General features: G+C 58.8%; 16 protein-coding genes. 8 read left to right on the forward strand and 8 right to left on the reverse strand.

Going from position 1 to position 16,395, the window contains the following annotated elements; genetic code table 11:
• Window position 1: 1 nt before the first annotated feature.
• From AC4FIA_RS05045 to AC4FIA_RS05060, 4 genes are all read right to left on the reverse strand, one after another.
• A complete protein-coding gene (locus AC4FIA_RS05045; RefSeq protein ID WP_490364953.1) occupies window positions 2–691 on the reverse strand; it encodes a TRAP transporter small permease in 690 nt (229 codons plus the stop codon).
• A gap of 77 nt (window positions 692–768) precedes the next feature.
• Window positions 769–1,773 (reverse strand): DctP family TRAP transporter solute-binding subunit, encoded by a 1,005-nt coding sequence (locus tag AC4FIA_RS05050; RefSeq protein WP_200813144.1) that lies wholly within the window; start codon window positions 1,771–1,773, stop codon window positions 769–771.
• Window positions 1,774–2,045: 272 nt separating this feature from the next.
• Window positions 2,046–3,272 carry a sigma-54-dependent transcriptional regulator gene (locus AC4FIA_RS05055; RefSeq protein ID WP_488049807.1) on the reverse strand — a complete coding sequence of 409 codons (1,227 nt, stop codon included), beginning with the start codon at window positions 3,270–3,272 and terminating at the stop codon, window positions 2,046–2,048.
• Entirely contained in the window at window positions 3,269–5,035 is a 1,767-nt protein-coding gene (locus AC4FIA_RS05060) for a sensor histidine kinase (protein ID WP_490364954.1), read from the reverse strand. The genes AC4FIA_RS05055 and AC4FIA_RS05060 overlap by 4 nt, the downstream gene beginning before the upstream one ends.
• Before the next feature lie 59 nt (window positions 5,036–5,094).
• Here AC4FIA_RS05060 and AC4FIA_RS05065 point away from each other — a divergent pair, with 59 nt between their 5' ends.
• Complete coding sequence (locus AC4FIA_RS05065) at window positions 5,095–6,267, forward strand: cytochrome P450 (RefSeq protein WP_490364955.1); 1,173 nt, start codon at window positions 5,095–5,097, stop codon at window positions 6,265–6,267.
• On the opposite strand, the gene AC4FIA_RS05070 is transcribed toward AC4FIA_RS05065, so the two are convergent.
• Complete coding sequence (locus tag AC4FIA_RS05070; RefSeq protein ID WP_287473206.1) at window positions 6,264–6,719, reverse strand: Lrp/AsnC family transcriptional regulator; 456 nt, start codon at window positions 6,717–6,719, stop codon at window positions 6,264–6,266. The two genes, AC4FIA_RS05065 and AC4FIA_RS05070, sit on opposite strands and share 4 nt — an antisense overlap.
• 154 nt (window positions 6,720–6,873) lie before the next feature.
• Between AC4FIA_RS05070 and cysG the strand changes: the two genes are divergently transcribed.
• The 6 genes from cysG (at window position 6,874) to AC4FIA_RS05100 (ending at window position 12,395) form a co-directional block, all read left to right on the forward strand.
• Window positions 6,874–8,268: a siroheme synthase CysG gene (cysG, locus tag AC4FIA_RS05075; RefSeq protein WP_490364956.1), complete on the forward strand. Its 1,395-nt coding sequence runs from the start codon at window positions 6,874–6,876 to the stop codon at window positions 8,266–8,268.
• Window positions 8,268–8,567 carry a DUF2849 domain-containing protein gene (locus AC4FIA_RS05080; RefSeq protein WP_287473208.1) on the forward strand — a complete coding sequence of 100 codons (300 nt, stop codon included), beginning with the start codon at window positions 8,268–8,270 and terminating at the stop codon, window positions 8,565–8,567. Before cysG ends, AC4FIA_RS05080 begins: the two co-directional genes overlap by 1 nt.
• 61 nt (window positions 8,568–8,628) lie before the next feature.
• Window positions 8,629–10,302: a nitrite/sulfite reductase gene (locus AC4FIA_RS05085; RefSeq protein ID WP_490364957.1), complete on the forward strand. Its 1,674-nt coding sequence runs from the start codon at window positions 8,629–8,631 to the stop codon at window positions 10,300–10,302.
• Window positions 10,292–11,077 carry a phosphoadenylyl-sulfate reductase gene (locus AC4FIA_RS05090; protein ID WP_490364958.1) on the forward strand — a complete coding sequence of 262 codons (786 nt, stop codon included), beginning with the start codon at window positions 10,292–10,294 and terminating at the stop codon, window positions 11,075–11,077. The genes AC4FIA_RS05085 and AC4FIA_RS05090 overlap by 11 nt, the downstream gene beginning before the upstream one ends.
• Window positions 11,074–11,445: a DUF934 domain-containing protein gene (locus AC4FIA_RS05095; RefSeq protein ID WP_103908613.1), complete on the forward strand. Its 372-nt coding sequence runs from the start codon at window positions 11,074–11,076 to the stop codon at window positions 11,443–11,445. The genes AC4FIA_RS05090 and AC4FIA_RS05095 overlap by 4 nt, the downstream gene beginning before the upstream one ends.
• An 86-nt stretch (window positions 11,446–11,531) precedes the next feature.
• Window positions 11,532–12,395 (forward strand): ferredoxin--NADP reductase, encoded by an 864-nt coding sequence (locus tag AC4FIA_RS05100; RefSeq protein WP_488049813.1) that lies wholly within the window; start codon window positions 11,532–11,534, stop codon window positions 12,393–12,395.
• Between the two features lie 73 nt (window positions 12,396–12,468).
• Here AC4FIA_RS05100 and AC4FIA_RS05105 read toward each other — a convergent pair whose 3' ends face one another.
• Window positions 12,469–13,509: a hypothetical protein gene (locus tag AC4FIA_RS05105; RefSeq protein ID WP_490364959.1), complete on the reverse strand. Its 1,041-nt coding sequence runs from the start codon at window positions 13,507–13,509 to the stop codon at window positions 12,469–12,471.
• Window positions 13,510–13,798: 289 nt separating this feature from the next.
• On the opposite strand from AC4FIA_RS05105, the gene infC reads away from it, so the two are divergent.
• Window positions 13,799–14,254: a translation initiation factor IF-3 gene (gene infC, locus AC4FIA_RS05110; RefSeq protein ID WP_490365007.1), complete on the forward strand. Its 456-nt coding sequence runs from the start codon at window positions 13,799–13,801 to the stop codon at window positions 14,252–14,254.
• A 115-nt stretch (window positions 14,255–14,369) separates the two neighbouring features.
• Here the strand turns inward: infC and AC4FIA_RS05115 are convergent, their stop codons facing one another.
• Both AC4FIA_RS05115 and AC4FIA_RS05120 read right to left on the reverse strand, forming a co-directional pair.
• Window positions 14,370–15,371: a molybdopterin-binding protein gene (locus AC4FIA_RS05115; RefSeq protein WP_490364960.1), complete on the reverse strand. Its 1,002-nt coding sequence runs from the start codon at window positions 15,369–15,371 to the stop codon at window positions 14,370–14,372.
• Window positions 15,368–16,336, reverse strand: coding sequence for an XdhC family protein (locus AC4FIA_RS05120; RefSeq protein ID WP_103908617.1), 969 nt, complete (start codon window positions 16,334–16,336; stop codon window positions 15,368–15,370). The genes AC4FIA_RS05115 and AC4FIA_RS05120 overlap by 4 nt, the downstream gene beginning before the upstream one ends.
• Window positions 16,337–16,395 lie beyond the last annotated feature (59 nt).

A 16,395-nucleotide genomic window follows, 5' to 3' on the forward strand; every position in this document is an offset into this window, starting at 1 on the left:
ATTAACCCTCGCGGTTCATGTGCGCGACGTCTTCGATCGCGTCTTCTGCTTCGTGGCTGACGATCAGACCGGACTGTGTACCCTTCCACAGGCGAACAAAGGCCTGAGCAAAGCGGAACAGCAGCAAACCAGCGCCAAAGGGCAGCATCGCATAGGGGATAAAGCGCGGGAGCTTTTCATAGGATTCACCTTCGTTCATCAAAGGCTCGATCCAGCGCAGGAAATCGGGGATGGGAATGTCGATCGTCTCGTACCATGCGCGGTAGGACGTGCGCTTCATTTCCTCGAACCCTGTCGGGAACCAGCGGCCGGTTGTTTGCGGCAGGTTCGCGAAGTTCGCCCAATAGTCCCACGCGCCTTTGAACAACAGGAACGCATAGGCCAGACACACAACGCCAGCAAAAAGCGTAACCACACGACGTGTCCCTGTGGGCAGAATGTTGACGACCGCGTCAACACCAAGGTGTGCTGTAACTTTCACGCAATAGCTGACACCGAACAGGACAAGCCATGCAAACAGAAGTGATGTTGCTTCTAGGCCCCAGATAAGGCCGGTATTGAATCCGTACCGCAGAACCACGTTCACGAACGTGATCAGCGTCATAAGCCCGAGGATGATCGCGATGACGCTTTCCTCCAGCTCATTGACAAAACGATGTACGGCACCGTTGGCCGTGCTTCCGCTGGACATCGCTATCCCCTTTTTGAATGTCGGATACAAATAGCCCCGACACTGACCTTCAGCGCCGGGACAATTTCTAAGTCAGATTAGTGTTTTTCGTTGATCGCCTGAGCGGCGTCGATGTTTTCCTGACCTACATCTTCACGGAACTGATCCCAGACCGGCTTCATGGTTTCGACCCATGCCTGACGCTGGTCTGCGTCCAGTTGACGAACAACACCACCGGCTTCGATGATCGCCTGCTTGGCTGCTTCGTTCACGTTTGTGGACTCAGCGTTCCGTGTGGCTGTGACCTCGGCGATGATTGTGCTCAGCTGGTCACGAACCGCCGGATCAAGGCTGTCAAACCATTCTGTCGATGTAACGACGAGATAGTCGATGATGCCGTGGTTGGTTTCTGTTGTACCGTCCTGAACTTCAAAGAACTTCTGGCCGTAGATGTTGGACCACGTGTTTTCCTGGCCATCCACAACGCCTGTCTGCAGCGCGCCATATACTTCCGAGAATGCCATCGGCTGCGGGGATGCACCCATCGCTGCCATCTGTGCTTTCAGAACTTCAGAGTTCTGAACACGGAATTTCAGGCCGTTTGCATCGGACGGCAGGTTCAGCGCTTTGTTCGCCGACATCTGCTTCATGCCGTTGTGCCAGAACGCCAGACCCAGCAGGCCGCGACGTGTCATGGATTCTTTCATCGCCTGACCTGTTTCCGAGTTCTGGAACTCGTCTACAGCGTCGATGTTCTTGAACATGAACGGCAGGTCGAAGATGCGGAATTGCTTGGTGAACTGTTCGAACTTGGACAGCGAAGGTGCCGCCAGCTGAACGTCGCCCTGAAGCATCGCTTCCAGAACCTGGTCATCGTTATAGAGTGTCGAGTTCGGGAACACTTCCATGCAGGCCGTGCCGTTCATCTCTTCGTTGACACGCTCTTGCAGCAAGGACGCCGCGATACCCTTGGGGTGGCGGTCTGTGTTGGTGACGTGGCTGAACTTGATTACCATTTCGCCTTCGTCACAGGCAGCAAATGCAGTTGTTGCACCGGATGCCATTACCGCAGCGGTTGCTACGGTCATCATCAATTTCTTCATATTGTCCTCCCAAAGACAGCTTTGAAGCCAAACACCTTCAGCAAGATGGACCTTGCTCAGGCGTTGAGAGGAACAGACAACCCAAGGAAGCACCGTGCAAGGGATGTCTGGAAACTTTCTGAAATCTTAAGATAGGGCGTAAAAACAGGCGGTTATCCGCACGTCGCTGACAGGGCGATTTTTCCATGTGCGGATTTCCACACAGCGGTTAGCGCGCACAGTGCGGAAATCCGCACACCTTTTCCACAGGGCGAATCTGCTGCAAAGCAGCATTATTCGCGGAAATCTTCCGGCTTAAGGTTGTACTTGGACAGCTTGTCATAAAACGTCTTGCGCGGAAGCTTCAGGGCTTCTGCAGCGCGGCTGGCCTGCCCTTTTTCCCGCGTCAGTGTTTCAATCAGCAGCGATCTTTCGACTTGAGCCATACGCTCGGCCAGCCCCATACCTTCTGTCTGTGTGGCCGCATCCACAAGCCCAAGGGCAAAGCGCATCGCTTCGGACATGACAGCGCGCGCGTTGCCCGGCCATTCCCGCGCCATCAAGACCGCAATATGGTCTTCGGTGATCGCGGGCGGGGTCAGCCCTGCCTGCTCGCTGGCTTGTGCAACGTATTGCCGGAAGAGCACCGGAATATCTTCGGGGCGTTCTGCCAGCGACGGAATACGCAAGGTGCAGACCTGCAAACGATAGTACAGATCCGGCGTCAGCGGCCCGTCGTTGTCTGCATCGTCCAGCGGAACGTCCGTCCCGCCGATCAGCGTCGGACCGCCCTGTTCGATCAGATCGACCAGCGCGATCTGCGTATCCGCGGGCAGTGCGCCGATTTCATCCAGAAAAACGGTGCCGTCCCCTGCGTCCGTCCATAGCTTTTGAATATCACTGCGGGTCAGCCCGCGGGATGAGCGCTTTTCAAAGTTCAGCTTTGCACGTGGCGAACTCAGGTGAATGACCTCGGCCACCTTGGACAGGCCCGATCCCGGTGCCCCCGTGACCAGAATCGACGCCTTGGTTTTGGCCGCCGCCCGCACCGCGTTGCGCAGCGCCTCGGCCTGTGCAGACCGACCAAAGATCAGACGCGACGCCGGATCACCGGCTTCAAGCTCGGCCTTCAAGCGCCTGTTTTCCAGCACCAATTGCCGCGTTTTCAGCGCACGTTGGATCACAGCCACCAAATCGGCCGGCGCACAGGGCTTTTCAATAAAATCAAATGCCCCGTTCGACATGGCCCGCACGGCCATCGGAATATCGCCCTCGCCGGTCAGCAAGATCACTGGCAGATCTGCATCGGCCTTCTTTGCATACTCCAGAACATGAAATCCGTCGCGACCGGGCATGCGAATATCCGACAGGATGATCCCGTCGAAGTCCGGCGCGATCTTTTCTTTCACCTCGACAAACGACCCTGCGACCAGCGGTTCCAGATCGTTCAGCTCAAGCGTTTGCCCAATAGCATCGCGAACAGCAGCATCATCGTCGATCACCAGCACACGGTTCGTCATGCCGCCTGTCCTTCTTCCGTCGTTATTCCGTCGACCCAACGCTCAAGGATCACTGTAAAAACAGCACCGCCACCCTCTGCGTTCACGCCCCGAATGGTGCCGCCGAAACTTTGCACAAGGCCATAGCTGATCGACAGCCCAAGCCCCATGCCCTCGGCGCTACCCACCTTTTTCGTGGTGTAGAACGGATCAAAAAGCCGTTCGGGTTCTTCGATGCCCGGTCCCGTATCGCGCACGCTCACAGACAGCTCTGGCCCATCGTCGACGGCCACGTACAGCTTCCGTTCGGGGCTATCAACCATGGCATCGGCGGCATTGGTGATCAGATTTACGAAAACCTGTGCCAGTCGCACCTCACCTGCACGGGCCCAGACAGGACCCTTGGGAATATCGCAGATCAGCTCGACATCCGCCGCCTGAAGACGGGCTTCGGTTAATTCGAAAGCCGTCTGAAGAACCCCGACAACATCAATCTTGCCCGACGGAATACTTTCCTGCCGCGAGAACGCGCGGAGGTTTTGAATGATGCGGCCCATACGTCTTGCCAGATCGGAAATCCGGCTCAGGTTTTCGGCTGCACGGTCGGGTTTATCACGGTCTAGAAAGGCCGATCCGTTTTCTGCAAAGGACCGGATGGCCATCAACGGCTGGTTCAATTCGTGGCTGATACCTGCCGACATCTTGCCCAGCGCCGACAGCTTGCCTGCCTGGACAAGCTCGTCCTGCGCCTTTTTCAATGCGGCCTCGGCCTCTTGCCGTTCAGTGACCTCGCGGCGCAATTCCTTGTTCAACTGCAACAGCGCCTCGGTTCGCTTTGACACGCGGTCTTCCAATACAAGGTTGGCCTCGGCCAACGCACGGCGCCGTTCTAACGCCAGAAACAGCAAAGCGCCGAAGAACAGGCTGACCGCCCCGACAAATGCGGCCTGAAGGCTGGCAATACGGCGGGCGGGCGACACATCAATCAGTGCCGCACCCGTTAAGCCAACAACAGGAAGTGCTTCGGTGATATAAACAGCCGTTTCGGGGACATAGGGGCTCCAATCCTGCTGCCAGATCGTGTGGCTTCCGAACTGTACCGTGATCGCCTCGTAGGTACGCCCGTTCGGGGACACCATCTGCCGCGCGCCGTCCTTTCGCCAGAACAGAAGCTCGGACCGGTTGGTCGCAATGATGCGCCCGTCTTCGTCGGTAAAGAACACACTGGGCAGGTTGCCCCGCCAGTCCTGCTCCAACGTATCAAGGCTGACGGCCACAAGGATGATGCCCACCACATTCGCATCGCCGAACTGGGGCGCGGCGAAATAGAATACGCGCTTGGCGACGCGATCCCCAAGCACACCACGGCCCGACCCCAGCGCCCCGTTGGCCGCACGCTTCACGAAGGAGGAAGTGAGAACATTGGGCGGAACAGCCTCGCCGATCGAAGCCAGCAACGTCCCGTCCGGAGCCAGCAAAGCCGCCGCCAGCGTGCCGGTTTTATCAGAGGCACGCAGCAATACCTCTTCGGCACGCGCACGGCCTTCTTCGGTGTCAGCACCGTACATATCGGGATGATCGGCCATCAGAACCGCAAATTCACGGTAGCGCTGAAGCTGGATCACCAGACGATCCGCAGCCAGTAGCAAATCAGACCGGCCACGTGCCGCCACGGGATCAAGCGCCTGCTTATAGCCGTTCGCCCACACGCTGCCGACGATGGCCATCACGACCATCAGAAAAACTGCCAGCGGCGTTTTTTGTGTCCGAAAGAAACTTCCCATGCCTCACACTATCAACAGCGCCCTTGCCTGCGCCAGAGCGAACCGTCTACGGATTGTGTATGCAAACGTTCCAACAGCGCCCGACCGATCAGTCTTTTGTCCAAGACCCCTATCCGACCTACGCAAGGATGCGTGCTGCGGGGGATCTGGTGGCGTGGGCCGACTACGGGATGATTTGCGCAACCAGCTACGCGGCTGTCGACGCGATCCTGCGCGACAGACGGTTCGGGCGCGAAGTGCCCCCCGAGATGGCCGAAGAACCTGCCGACCACATCCGCGATTTTGCCCGCGTCGATGCGCATTCGATGCTGGAACTGGAGCCACCCCGCCACACACGTTTGCGCGGACTTGTCCTTCGCGCGTTCACGTCGCGCCGGATCGCAGCGCTGGCACCGGAAATCCACGCGTTAGCCCATCAGTTGATAGACGATCTGCCAGAGCCGCCCTTTGATATTCTACCATCCTTCGCGGAAAAGCTGCCCGTCATTATCATCGCGCGGCTGCTCGGGGTGCCGGACAGCATGGCGGACGACCTGTTGCGCTGGTCCCACGCAATGGTCGCCATGTATCAGGCGGGCCGTACGCGGCTGGTTGAAGACAAGGCCAACGCTGCTGCGCGCGAATTCACCGATTTCCTAACCGGTTACATCAACAAACGCCGCGCGACGCCAGCCGATGATCTGATCACACACCTGATCGCCGCCGAGGAAGACGGAGAACGCCTGAGCACGGATGAGTTGATCTCGACCGTCATTTTGCTCTTGAATGCGGGGCACGAGGCGACGGTTCACACCATCGGCAACGGATTGGCCGCGCTACTGCGCCACAGTGAAATCGTCACAACAGCAAATGCGGTGACGGCGGCAGAAGAAATCCTGCGCTACGATCCGCCGTTGCACATGTTTTCGCGCTACGCCTATGAACCCGTCACCCTGTTCGGTCATGACTTTGAACGCGGAGATGAGGTCGGGCTGCTGTTGGGATCCGCAAACCGCGACCCTGAATTCTGCGACGATCCCGACGTGTTCGACATCCAACGCCCCGCCACGCGACACACCAGCTTTGGCGCAGGGCTGCATTTCTGCGTGGGCGCGCCGCTGGCACGCCTGGAATTGCAGATCACCCTACCGATCCTGTTTGAACGGCTGCCAAACCTCGCGCTAAGCCACAAACCGCATTACGCCAACAGCTATCATTTTCACGGGCTGGAACGGCTGCTGGTCAGCGCCTAAAGCGGCAATGCTGTGGTCGACTTGATCTCTTCCATCGACAAAAGCGCGGTCACGTTGTGGACCTTCACCTCGGAAATCAGCGCCTGATAGAAGGCATCGTAGGCGCGCGCGTTTTTGACCCGCACTTTCAGGATATAATCGATGTCGCCCGCCAGCCTGTGGGCCTCTTGGACTTCTGGGCGTTCCTTCAGCGCTTTCAAAAACGCCTTTTGCCATTCAGCCTCGTGCTCAGAGGTGCGGATAAGAACAAAGAAACACGCTTCAAATCCAAGCGCTTCTGCATCCAGACGTACAGTCTGCGGCCCAATGATCCCTGCATCACGCATTTTGCGGATTCGGTTCCAAACCGGTGTTTTCGACGACCCAACCGCCTTGGCGATTTCATCCAAGGACAGGCTGGCATCCCGCTGAAGCTGGTCCAGAATTTTGCGATCCGTGCTGTCAATCCGCATGTTTGTTTCGTCCTTTGCGCAAAACGAAGACGCTGACCCACCCAGCCCCGCCAAACTAGAACAAACATCCTTGTTTCCGCAAGCATCTAGGCAGAAAGCGGAACAAAATTCTATATAGCAGGGACGTTTGCAGTCGCAGCAGGAGTCGGCCCCGATGCAGCATTTTCCGATCTTCGTGGCCCTGGCCGGGCGACGCGTCGTCCTTTCGGGCGGCGGCGATGCGGCAATTGCCAAATTGCGCCTGCTTTTGAAGACAGAAGCAAACCTGACAGTCATCACCCCCGCGCCCGCGAAAGAAATCGAAGCGTGGGAAGCAGAAGGCAAACTGCGCATCATCCGTCGTGCAATGGAACCCGGCGATGCGACCTGCGCGGTTCTGTTCTACGCCGCAGATGAAGACGAGGCAGAAGACGCCCGCACGGTTGCCCTGGCCCGTGCAGATGGCGCGCTGACCAACACGGTCGACAATCTGCAAGACAGCCAGTTCATCACACCCGCCATCGTGGATCGTGATCCCGTCACTGTCGCCATCGGCACCGAAGGCGCCGCGCCCGTTCTGGCCCGCGCGATCAAAGCCGATCTGGAAGAACGCCTGCCGACACAGCTAGGCACACTGGCCCGCATCGGCAAAGCCTTCCGCAAAATGGCAGATGCCCTGCCCATGGGCCGCAAACGTCGTGATTTCTGGGCAGACTACTATTTCAACCAAGGCCCCCACGCGATCGCCGAGGGCGAAGATGCTGTGCGCCCAGCGCTTGAGACCCTTTTGGATCAGCACCTGAACGCACAGGACAAAGTAGGCCACGTCTCCTTTGTCGGCGGTGGTCCGGGCGATCCCGAGCTTTTGACCCTGAAAGCCCGCAAGGCGCTGGATACAGCCGACGTGGTGATCCACGACCGTCTGATCAGCAGCGAGATTCTGGAACTCGCCCGCCGTGAAGCGATCCTGATTGACGCTGGCAAAGAGGGCTTTGGCCCGTCGATGAAGCAGGAAGACATCAACGCGCTGATCGTGAAGCACGCCAAGACAGGCGCGCAGGTCGTTCGCCTGAAATCCGGCGATCCGACCGTTTTTGGCCGTCTGGATGAAGAACTGGACGCCTGCAACGACGCTGGTATCAGCTGGAACATCGTTCCAGGCATCACCGCCGCGTCGGCATCTGTTGCCAGCATCGGCCAGAGCCTGACCAGAAGAGGCCGCAATGCGTCGGTCCGCTTCCTGACCGGCCACGACATGAAAGGCTTTGCCGATCACGATTGGAAAATCCTTGCCCGTTCCGGCGAGGTGGCAGCGATCTACATGGGCAAAAAAGCCGCGCGTTTCATCCAAGGCCGCCTGATTATGCACGGCGCTGATCCGGCGACCCCCGTCACAATCATCGAAAACGCATCGCGCGCCGATCAGCGCGTGCTGCCGACCACACTTGCCAATCTGGCACATGACATTGCCGAGGCCGGCCTCTCCGGCCCTGCACTGACCCTTTATGGCCTCGCCCCACGTTCTGTGGATGCGGTGCTGTCCCAAATCAAGACACAGGAGTTTGCCTGATGCCCCGCGCCTTTACCCCCAAGGTTGTTACCGGAAACGCATTGCTGGAAGGCGATGTCATCTATTTCACCGACAGCGACAGCTGGACCCGCAATCTGAAAGACGCCGAAGTCATCACAGATGAGGCCGTTGCACAGGTTCGCCTTCTGACGGCTGAATCGCAGGCAGCCGAAGTTGTTGGCGCATATCTGGCTGACGTCAAAGTCACCGAAGACGGCCCCGAGCCCACGCATTTCCGCGAGGATTTCCGCCGCACCGGCCCCTCCAACTATTTCCACGGCAAACAGGCAGAAGCCTGACCCCGCCGCAGACACCCGATCTTAGGACCCAGCGCTGGCTCCAGCACAAGGACACGTAAAGATGTACGCTTACTCCGAGTTTGACACAGACTTCATCGCAGAACGGAACCGCCAGTTCCGCGCTCAGGTTGAACGCCGCATTGACGGTTCCCTGACCGAAGACGAATTCCGCCCGCTTCGCCTGATGAACGGCCTGTACCTGCAGTTGCACGCCTACATGCTGCGCGTCGCGATCCCTTATGGCTCGCTGGACAGCGCCAAGATGCGTCAGCTGGCGTATATCGCGCAGCGTTGGGACAAGGGCTATGGCCACTTCACCACACGCCAGAACATCCAGTACAACTGGCCCAAGCTGAACGACGTGCCGGACATTCTGGATGCGCTGGGCGAAGTTGGCATGCACGCCATCCAGACCTCGGGCAACACGATCCGTAACGTGACCGCAGACCATTTCGCAGGTGCCGCCGCCGACGAAATCGCCGATCCGCGCCCCGTTGCCGAACTGATCCGCCAGTGGTCCACAGACCACCCCGAATTCCAGTTCATGCCGCGCAAGTTCAAGATCGCCATCACCGGCAGCCCGAACGACCGCGCCGTGACCGCAGCGCACGACATCGGCATCCGCATTGTCGAGAAAGACGGCGAGATCGGCTATCAGGTCATCGTTGGTGGTGGCCTTGGCCGGACCCCGATGATTGGCAAGGTGATCTCGGACTTCGTGACCGAAGAAGACCTGCTGCCGTATCTTGAGGCTATCGTGTCCGTCTGGAACGTTCTGGGCCGTCGCGACAACAAATACAAAGCGCGGATCAAGATCACCGTGCATGAACACGGCATCGACGAAATCCGCCGTCTGGTGGATGCCCGCTTTGCCGAGGTCAAGCCGACCTTCAAAGGCGTCGATCAGCAATTGCTGGCCGAAATCCGCAAGCACTTCCACCCGCCCGCGTTCCGCAACGCGCCGACGGATGCGTTTGATCAGGCCTATGAAAACGATCCGGTCTTCCGTTCGTGGGCCGATACGAACCTGACCGAACACAAAATCAACGGCTATGCCATCGCGCAGATCAGCATCAAGGCCCACGGCGAAACGCCGGGCGATGCAAGCGCCGAGCAGATGGAAGTCATGGCGGATCTGGCCGAAAAATACGGCCACGACGAACTGCGCATCAGCCACGAACAGAACGTCGTGCTGCCGCACGTCCACAAATCCGACCTGCCCGCGCTGCACGCCGAGCTGAAAAAGGTTGGTCTGGCGACAGCAAACATCGGCCTGATCTCGGACATCATCGCATGCCCGGGCATGGATTACTGCGCGCTGGCCACGGCCCGCTCGATCCCGATTGCACAGGAAATTGCCGTTCGGTTCGACGAACTGAAGCTTGAGCACGAAATCGGTGACATCAAGATCAAGATTTCCGGCTGCATCAACGCATGTGGTCACCACCACGTGGGCCACATCGGCATTCTGGGTCTGGATCGCGCTGGCATCGAAAACTACCAGATCACTCTGGGCGGCGATCATTCAGAGAACGCCAATCTGGGCGACCGGACTGGTCCCGGCTTCCCGGCTGAATCGGTTGTAGATGCCATCGAAACCATCGTGCGCACCTATCTGGCGGTTCGCAGCAGCGCCGACGAAACGTTCCTGGAAACGTATCGCCGCACCGGCATGGAGCCGTTCAAAGCCGCGCTGTATCCCCCCAAGGAAGAGGCAAAGGCCGATGCAGCATAATAGACGTCCCTCGGGCGATGCCGAAGGCGGTACAAGCGTTGCCGACCTTCAGGCATTGGCCGACAGGGTCAAATCCCTGAACGACCGGTATCGCCATCACGGCGCGACCGACGTGCTGCGCGGTGCCTTGAAGGATCCCGAGGCAGGCAAGATCGCGATGGTGTCCAGCTTTGGCGCGGAATCCGTGGCCTTGTTGCACCTGATTGCCATGGTCGACCGGAATACACCGGTGCTGTTCATCGACACGCGCCTGCTGTTTCCCGAAACACTGGCCTATCAGGCAGAGGTATCGGAACGTCTGGGCCTGAAAGATGTGCGGATCATCCGGACATCGGAACAGGAACTGGCGGCCAACGACCCCTACGGTGCCTTGCGGTTCTCGGATAAGGATGCCTGCTGCGCCCTGCGCAAAACGCTTCCGCTGGAACAGGCGCTGGACGGGTTTGACGGTTGGATCACCGGTCGCAAACGCTACCAGTCCGGCAGCCGCGCCAGCCTTGAGTTCTTTGAACTTGAAGAGGCCACAGGCCGGATCAAAGTGAACCCTCTTGCGCATTGGAACCCCGAGGACGTGCGCAACTACATGGATGAGAACCGCCTGCCCCGCCACCCGCTGGTCGCCCAAGGCTATCCGTCGATCGGATGCCACCCGTGCACCAGTAAGGTCGCCGCAGGTGAAGACCCCCGTGCCGGTCGCTGGCGCGGTGAGGACAAGGAAGAGTGCGGCATTCACATTGTGGATGGTCGCGTCGCAAGACAAGGAGAAAGCGCATGAGCGTGATCGTAACAGACAGCGGTTTTGCCGCAGACGATTGGACGGGCGCAACGGTCGAGATCGCATCGGATACGTCGCCGGAAGAACTTGAAACCCTGACCAAGGGTGCCGACATGGTGCGCGTGGCCTTTCCGTCTTTTTCGGATGGTCGTGGCTTTACACTGGGTCGCCTTTTGCGCTTACGTGGCTACCAAGGTCGCCTGCGGGCGGCAGGGCACGTGATTGCCGAGCAATACGCCATGGCACGCCGGTCCGGTTTTGACGAGGTCGAGATCAACGATGATCTGGCCGCCCGTCAGCCCGAAGATCAATGGCTGTCCCGCGCCAACTGGCAACAGCACGACTACCAGTCCCGCGTGCGGGGCTAATTGACCCACGAAAGACCTCTCCCCTTTCGTGATGACACAAACCGGATTACCTCAGAGGCGTCGGATGCTCCGGCGAGGATTTTGATATGACCGAACAAGCGATCGTTTCCGATACGACCCGCGACAAGCTGAAAGATGCACCCAAGCTTACTCTGCCCGACGCGCAGAAGGTGACATCGGTGCAGCATTGGACCGACAAACTGTTTTCGTTCCGCGTAACGCGCCCCGCGTCGCTGCGCTTCCGCTCGGGCGAGTTTGTGATGATCGGCCTGATGGGCGACCCCGACCCCAAGACGGGCAAGCAAAAGCCGCTGCTGCGCGCTTATTCCATTGCCTCGCCCAGCTGGGACGAAGAGCTCGAGTTCTACTCGATCAAGGTTCAGGACGGCCCGCTGACATCCAAACTGCAGCACATCCAACCCGGCGACGAAATCATCCTGCGTCCCAAGCCCGTTGGCACGCTGGTGCATGACGCCCTGCTGCCCGGCAAGCGCATCTGGTTCTTCTCGACCGGTACCGGCTTTGCGCCGTTTGCATCGCTTTTGCGCGAACCGCAGACCTATGAGGATTATGACGAGGTCATCATCACCCACACCTGCCGCGAAGTCGGTGAGTTGGAGTATGGCCGCAAGCTGATCGAAGACATCAAGCAGGACGAGCTGATGCAGGAACTGATCGGCGAAGAGAACCTGAACAAGATCCGCTACTACCCGACCACAACACGTGAAGAGAGCCCCAAGATGGGCCGCATCACCGATCTGATGCGCTCGGGCGAAGTGTTTGCCGATCTGGGCGTTGAGCCGCTGAACCCTGAAACAGACCGCGCGATGGTCTGTGGCAACCTGGCGTTCAACCTCGACATCAAAGAACTGTTGGAAGGTTACGGTCTGGAAGAAGGCGCAAACTCGGACCCGAAACACTACGTGGTCGAAAAAGCGTTCTTGGACTAAACTTCTGCCAAACAAATAAAAAAACGGCGCGAAGGAAACTTCGCGCCGTTTTCGTTTAACGAGCTGTCAGACGTTACTGGGTCAGGCCCATTGCGTCTTTCAGCTTTTCCAGAACGCCTTCCAGCATTTCCGGATTATCGCGTGCTTGGGTCAGAGCCGCTTTGGTCGATGTTTTAACCATCGCGTTCAGCTCGGAGCCGTCGATCATTTCGATGACTTTGTCATAGTCGAAACCTTCGACTGTCAGCAGTTCAGCAACTTCACCCAGACCCGAGTTTGCTTCTTCGGCAGCGTCGGATGCTTCTTCCGCTGCGTCTGCGGCTTCTGCAGCGGCATCAGCCGCCTCGGATGCAGCGTCAGCAGCTTCGGTCGCAGCCTGAGCCGCTTCTGTTGCAGCGTCGCCAGCGGCATCCGCCGCCTCTGCTGCTGTTTCAGTCGCTGTGTCAGCGGCAGCGTCTACGGCCTCTTCAGCCGCGTCAGTAGCAGCATCCGCTGCATCAGCTGCGGCGTCTGCTGCTGCCTTGGCTGTTTCTGTGGCGGCATCTACGGCGTCAGATGCAGCTTCGGTCGCGGCATCTGCAGCGTTCGATGCTGTTTCTGCGGCATCCGCAGCAACAGCTGCAGCTGCATCAGCGGCTTCGGCTGCTGTTTCTTGTGCTGCGTCTACTGCATCACCTGCTGCATCCGCTGTTGCGGCTGCGGCGTCTGTGGCGGCGTCTGTCGCTGCATCAACTGCGTCGCCTGCGGCTGCGGCTGCATCGCCAGCGGCTTCCTGCGCGGCATCTACTGCGTCGCCAGCAGCTTCGGTTGCGGCGGCAGCGGCATCTGCGGCTGCGTCAGCTGCATTCTCGGCCGCTTCGGTTGCTGTATCTGCCAGATTCGCTGCAGCTTCTGCTGTTGCGTCGGCTGCGCCCTCGACTGCTGCGGCTGCGTTGTCTACTGCGTTGCCCGCGGCGTCGCCAGCAGCGTCGGCTGCATTGGCGGCTGTTTCGGTCGCTGTAGTCGCTGCCTCGGACACAGTCTCCATTGCCTCTTCAGGCGTTTGACCTGTGTACCAGAAATAACCAGCGCCGGCAGCTACAACAACTGCTGCGCCAATAAGAACATTTTTCATAACCTTTTCCCTTTTTGGGCACTTAAGGGCATTCGTGACAAAACCGTTTGTCAGCCCCCCGTGCACCAGATGCGCCCATCAATGCGTGGCTTCAAGGGTAAAGCGACGGAAATAGCTGCAAATTTGACGTTTTGCCGCTTGAAAGCGCGTCTGCCCAAGTTTACCTTGCGCATTCGATAAATGTACCGAAAGGACCAAAACCATAGCCCGCAGACCGCATAATGCGCCGCCCCAACGCGAAACTGGCCCCCGTGTCAATGATCGTATCCGCGTCCCCGAAATTCGCCTGATTGGCGCTGAAGGGGAAAACATCGGAGTTGTGACTCCGGCACGTGCCATGGAGCTTGCTGACGAAGCAGGTCTCGATCTGGTCGAGATTTCGCCGAACGCAACGCCGCCCGTGTGTAAGATCATGGACTTTGGCAAGTTCAAATACGAACAGCAAAAGCGTGAGGCCGAAGCGCGCAAAAAGCAAAAGATCATCGAGGTCAAAGAGGTCAAGTTCCGTCCGAACACTGACACGCATGACTACGAAGTCAAAATGCGCAACGTGTTCAAGTTTCTGGAAAACGGCGACAAGGTGAAGGTCACTTTGCGGTTCCGTGGTCGTGAAATGGCGCACCAGAACCTCGGGCGCGATCTGCTGGAACGCGTGGCAGAAGACGTCAAGGAATTGGGCAAGATCGAAAACATGCCCAAGATGGAAGGCCGTCAGATGGTCATGATGATCGGTCCGAACAAGTAATCGGAACGGTTCAGGATTTTGGGAAAGGCACGCAGTTTGCGTGCCTTTTTTGTTTGGGGCTTTGCCCCCTTGGCCTGCGGCCAATTCCCCCAAAATATTTGGGGACAGAAAATACCTAGTCTGAATTGGCGTTACGCAGACGGCCCCGCAGCGGGATATCTTTCAGCAGACCGCCAACCCCCATCGCCGCGATGTCATCCGGCGTCACGGTGACGCCACACAGGATTCGTTCCAGAACCCAGTCTGCACCATTCAAAGCAGGCGAGCGCGCGCAGCCGGGCAGCCCGATCACCGGTTTGCCGTTCAGTTCACCGAAGAACAACAGGTTGCCGGGGTCGACCGGCATGCCGAAATGGTGAACCTCGCCGCCTGCGCGCACGACGGCCTCGGGAGCGGTGTCACGGATGTCGGAGGTGGCGGAACCAGTTAGGATGAACAGCACCTCTGCGTCCGAGGCCAGCAGAGCATCTGCAATCTGGTCTTCGTGGTGGCCGACAAGGCATTTGTCACCCAAAGACACCCCGAGCCGCGCCAAACGTTCGGCAATCGCCTTATGGCCTTTTTCGCCATTCTCATCGCCGATTGTACTTTGGATCAGATCGGCGGTTTTGTATTGCGGGGCGCGCATCGAAATTGCGTCCCGTGCAGCGTCACAGGCCGCATCGAGCGCCGTTTCAGGCACCGCATAAGCGATGATTTTGACCGTCGCGACCATATCCTTGGGCTCAAGCCGCTGCCATTCGGGCACCGTGGCAACAGTGATCATTGGATGAATGCGGTTCAGCGCGTGGATTTTCTTCGCATCAACCTGAGCGATCCCAGCGATGCGCGAGGTGACATTGACCCGCCCCGTTGCTGCGACCCCCAAGGCGATCTCGGCCGCTTCAGGATCAGGGACCAGCGCCTTGGCCAACCTGTCGGCGGCTTCGTCTTCGGGCACATCGCGTGCCTCGAATATCGCGACGGTGACCTGCGTCAGACCCTCGGTACGCAGGGTTTCGATGTCATCGTCGGTCAGCTCTTTGCCTTTGCGCAGCCGCCGACCGTTCGACAACGGGCAGGAATGCGCAAGGATACCGCCCTTGGCCTGATCAAGCGGGACTGGTCCGAATTTCATACGCCAAGCCTTAGTGCACTGGTGATTTGCGCCATGATTGAAACTGCGATTTCAGACGGGCCCGCCGCGCCGATGTTGAGCCCCACAGGGCCGTGGATGCGGGCGATTTGATCGTCTGTGTAGCCAGCCTTGCCCAGACGCTCGACACGTTTGGCGTGGGTTCGGGTTGACCCCAAAGCACCGATATAAAAGCATTTTGACGTCAGCGCGCGTTCCAGAGCCGGATCATCCAGTTTGGGATCATGGGTCAGCAGAACCAAGGCCGTACGCGTGTCCAAACCGATTTCATCGACGGCGTCGTCCGGCCAGTCGGTCAGGATGGTTTCACCGGGGAAACGGGCCTCGGACGCGAAGGCTTCGCGCGGGTCGATGATGTAGGGATCATAGCCGGTGATGCGGGCCATTTTGACCAGCGCCTGCGCGATATGCACCGCACCAACAATCACCATACGAAGAGGCGGGTTGTGAATGCCAACAAAGGTTGCCTCGTCATCCTCGAACCCAGAGCGATCCATCGCAAAGCGGCTTTCATGGCCCGAGCGATCCAGACGGCGGTCGCCGGTATCGGTGTTGATGACGTAAGCGACGGGTTCACGGGCAGCACGGGCCGCGACAAGATCCGCCAGAAGCGGCTCGGGCAATGCCGCGCCAACCGGTTCGATCCACACGCGGATGGTGCCACCACAGGCCAGACCGACGGCAAAGGCGTCTTCATCGCTGACGCCGAATTCCAGCATCTTGCCGGTGCCGCTTTCCAGCACGTCCATTGCCTCCATGATGACCGCACCTTCGACGCAGCCACCAGACACAGAGCCCTGAATGTCGCCCTTGCCCGAAATCACGAGCTGCGATCCAACGCGGCGCGGGGCCGAGCCCCACGTCTGCACGACCGTCGCAAGAACCGCACCTGTCCCGTCCTGATGCCACTTTAGGGCAATTTCGGGAATTTGATCGAAGTTATCCATGGTCTCGGGCCTCCCCCTGCCTGTTTAGACCTGTCTGACAGTGCTGTCTGCCCCTTCCA

The sequence above is a fragment of the Thalassococcus sp. genome, from assembly GCF_982780845.1.